At 44.0% G+C, this 3,839-nt stretch carries 5 protein-coding genes; all 5 read right to left on the bottom strand.

Annotation, left to right across the window (positions count from 1 at the left end):
• Nucleotides 1-78 precede the first annotated feature (78 nt).
• Entirely contained in the window at nt 79-855 is a 777-nt protein-coding gene (locus tag BG32_RS13825) for an epoxyqueuosine reductase QueH (RefSeq protein ID WP_259459756.1), read from the bottom strand.
• A 2-nt stretch (nt 856-857) separates the two neighbouring features.
• Complete coding sequence (locus BG32_RS13820; protein ID WP_006492145.1) at nt 858-1,628, bottom strand: ComEA family DNA-binding protein; 771 nt, start codon at nt 1,626-1,628, stop codon at nt 858-860.
• Entirely contained in the window at nt 1,625-2,365 is a 741-nt protein-coding gene (locus BG32_RS13815; protein WP_006492144.1) for an SPOR domain-containing protein, read from the bottom strand. Before BG32_RS13815 ends, BG32_RS13820 begins: the two co-directional genes overlap by 4 nt.
• Nucleotides 2,362-3,351, bottom strand: a complete 990-nt coding sequence (locus BG32_RS13810; RefSeq protein WP_006492142.1) for a 3-dehydroquinate synthase (modular protein) — start codon at nt 3,349-3,351, stop codon at nt 2,362-2,364. Before BG32_RS13810 ends, BG32_RS13815 begins: the two co-directional genes overlap by 4 nt.
• The coding region (locus BG32_RS13805) for a M20/M25/M40 family metallo-hydrolase (RefSeq protein WP_121526996.1) at nt 3,348-3,839 on the bottom strand (492 nt) is incomplete at its 5' end. The genes BG32_RS13805 and BG32_RS13810, both read right to left, overlap by 4 nt.

Below are 3,839 nucleotides of genomic sequence, written 5' to 3'. Positions count from 1 at the left end.
GGATCCCATTTTCGTCCACCAAACGAAAGGTCATTCCACACTCTTCGCCCAGTTCTTTTATTCTTTTAGCTAAGGCAATCATTGATCCTTCTCCTTAAGTATCCTGCAATTGTAGGTACCTGTCTTCAGCCATCTCTTGTTCTTCAGCTCGGCGTCTTCTAAATCGTCAAATAGAGTTGCTGGCTTTATGATTTCAATCAGTTTTTTCAGCTCGGAAATATCGTTTACAGGAATTTCGCTTCGAAGAACAACCTCTCCTCTGAATCTCCAAAGGTTGACCAAATCGCCAAAGTCTCGCTCGAGCCTCTCTCTGTCCCTAGTGTCTCTTATCTCTCTCTCTTTCTTCTTCTCGCTCAGACTGGCTTTACAACCGCAGTAGTCTTGTCTGTAAATGCCCCTGATCAAGGTATTCAGTTTCCCTCTGTCCACTCTGAAATTCCCAGAGATGAACTCAATACTTAGATCATTCGCAATCTTATCCCCGATAAGGGTTATGAGCTTAACAGACTTCCTGGGGCTCGCTAAAAGAGTAGTGCTAAAACTCTCAGCGCCAATTGACTTGGCCATTTCCGCAGTTTTCTTAAGCCTCAGCTCGATGCACTTAGAGCACCTAATTCCACCTTCCTTCTCATCAACATAAGAATCGAGAATTTTCGAAAAGTCTTCTGGGTAGTAACTTGGCTCGGGACACACAACTGACAAACTCTCACAGACCTCTTTAAAAGCTTTATATCTTCTGAAAAACTCCTCTTCGGGAAATATGTTCGGATTGTAAAAGAAAAGCTTTGAGTCTCTGAGCTCTTCCATCTTAAAAACTGTGCTTACCAGATCCGGCGCACAACAGACATGTAGCACATTCAAAACTCTATCAGCTCCTTCAGGTTCGCGACGGTTTTTTCCCCAATCCCGCTTACTCTCTCCAAATCCTCATATGAACGAAAGGGGCCGAATCGAGCTCGGAATTCGACTATTCTTTTGGCAATAACCGGTCCTACGCCTGGAAGCCCACAAAGAGCCTCCTCATCAGCAGTATTGACGTTCACCTTCAAGGAACCTGATTGCTTCTCGCTTCCAGCAAGAGGAACAATGCTAGCGAGAATCTCTGAGAGAATTGAGGGGCCGATACCCGGTACTTTCAGAAGGTCGTCCGAGGTCCTGAACGATCCGTTTTTTTCTCTAAACTCGACTATTGCCTTTGCTTTCGCCTCCCCAATACCCGGAATATCTTGCAGTGACAATACGTCTGCCTTGTTTATGTCGATTAGGGTGTTTACATCTGCAGGAGTGGTTGCGGAACCCGCAACAGTCACCATTTTCCTGAAACTGCTTAACGTCTTCTCTCCGATACCCCTAACCTGGAGAATATCTTCGACAGAGCCGAACTGACCCACCGAGGTTCTGTAATCGATAATAGCTCTTGCTTTTGCCGGACCAATTCCTGGGAGTAGCTCAAGCTCCCTCTCTGTACACGAATTCAAGTCGATCGGAAAACTAACAGACTCCGTATGATCGAAATTCTGTTCGGTGCTTTCCGTCCCGGTGTACCCAATGACTGCAACAAAACCCATCAAGACAAGAATTACAACCGAACCAATTATCTGAAGCTCTTTGACAGTTAACTTCCTCATTTAAGTTGCCTCGGAAATCTGTCTGTGATATTCCATCCCGTTATCCTCTGTAAAGACTGGACATCAACTTCTGAGGAATAATTCCGAGCCGCATTGGCATCCGGAAATACTCCCAGTATAGCTGCGTAGAAGGTTCTTCCATCAGTTGTTATTGATTTGTATACAAAGGCAGGATAACCGGCACTTCTGAGATCCATGACCTGAGGCGCTATGCCGTCAGATACTGTATGAGAAACAAGCTGAATTCCATAAGCGGTTTTTGAGTCATAAAGACCGGTAAGTGGGTTTTCACCAAGAAACATAACACCAAATTGATCATCCACACGGGTAATAAAATACTTACCTAAACCCTTTTCTACACAAAGTTTGAAGGCCGTTCCTTCTTCTACAACCACATAACCGAACTCAGAGCCTTCAGCCAAGAAATCGAAGGAATTTGTTATTAACCTTCGGTAATCGAAAGTCTCAAGGAAGAAGTTTTGAGTCTCGGGAACTGAGATCGCTTCCCTAATTATCTGTGTACCTGTCGGAATTTCAACGGAATTTTCTGATACTTCTGGTTGATCGGTTGAAGGGGTAAAAACCGAGCTTCGAATCTCTTCTATTACGAGCTTCGCTCTACGGTTTTCCTCTCGAAGCAGAATTGCATAGCCTCCTAAGATAAAAACAATGGCAGATAGTCCGAGAACAACTACAATCAATGTCTTCAAGACATAGTCATGTGATTCTTCGCTCATGCAAAACTCTCCAATCCTCTCCACGTTTTCTCTCTAATGAACCTTTCAAATGAAGAATACCCGACAAAATAAGTTCCATCTAGACTACCGTCGGGCGTACTGATTTTTAGACCACCCTTTTGTTCAATCAGATCGACCAAGGACGATAAATCAATTCTCGAGGGCCAGTTTCTGTTCCACAGCTGCCTCACTAAACCGAAAAAAACCTCCGAGCTTTTAACGTCATTGTTACTGAATTCCCTGGCGAGCCGCAGTTCTACCATTGCGCCGAGAATCACCGCTGCCCTATTTCCGGTTCTGAGTCTCGAAGCAGTTTCAATGAGTCCTCCAGTTTCCGCTCCAACAAATGGTTTCTTGAGCTCTATTCCCTTCAAATAGGCTTTTACAGAAGAGAAAACAATATCATCCCATTGCTCTTCAGTAATCTCTTTTCCAGAAGCCACAAGGTTTGAAATGTATTTGAACAATCTCATATCGAAAGAAAGGGCAACTAGTAAAGGAAAGAGTAGATCACTTCTCGATGAGTCAAGATATTCTTTATAGCTTATCGAAGAATCAATAAACACTCTGTCAGGAATGCCATTTGCGCAGAGAAGATCCTTGACAAACTCGAAATTCAACTTGAATCCGTTAATAGCGGGCATAATCTGACCAACGGTGGTCGTTGGAAAAAGGAAGAGTTTTTCCACTTCTGTATGGCCCGCACACGCGTATCCTACCAGATCTATAATTGAACCTCCACCAATTGCAGTAACGGCTTTACATCTTGACACTCTAACCAGCTGATAAATCTCGAACACCCTGTCGATAGACTTAATATGCTCTCCGCCAGGCATTAAGTATTCAGGCTTCAAATTTCCCGCAAATGACTTCTTGAACCCTGAGTCTACTACTCTAATTGACTCAGGGAGCTTCTCAATCATATTCTTACCAAAGATGAGCTGACATCTTTCGGTCGATTCGCTCGTAAATGTAATTCTCTTCATTCCACTCCTTCTTCTGCAAGACCCTTAAGAAGACGAACCGCATTCAAGACATCGTCATAGTCGACCATTTCGTGAGGAGAGTGCACATATCTACATGGAATCGAGACGGTCCCCGATGCTATTCCTCTCCCAGTTGTCTGATAACCTCTTGCATCAGTACCTCCAAAAATCAGTACCTCATACTGGGTTGGAATTTCCTTCTTTTCAGCAACCTCTTTCAGTCTTGAGACAACCCTTGCAGAACTTACGCTTCCTCGATCCTTGATTTTTATCGTTGGACCTCCTCCAAGTTTGAAGCCCATTCTCTTAAAGGATTTGGGAGTGTCAGGGCCAGCTGTAACATCTATCGCAACAGCCATATCGGGCATAATATCGAATGCAGCGACACTGGCACCAACAATTCCGACTTCCTCCTGTACGGCAAAGACAAAATATACGTCATCTTTTGGTTTATCGAGCTCTTTCAATACCTGAATCATTATTGCGCA

Origin of the sequence: Mesotoga sp. HF07.pep.5.2.highcov, from assembly GCF_003666285.1 — a bacterium.
GTDB lineage: Bacteria > Thermotogota > Thermotogae > Petrotogales > Kosmotogaceae > Mesotoga > Mesotoga prima.
The sequence above is the reverse complement of the archived record's forward strand: the minus strand, read 5'-3'. Positions and strand labels throughout refer to the sequence as shown.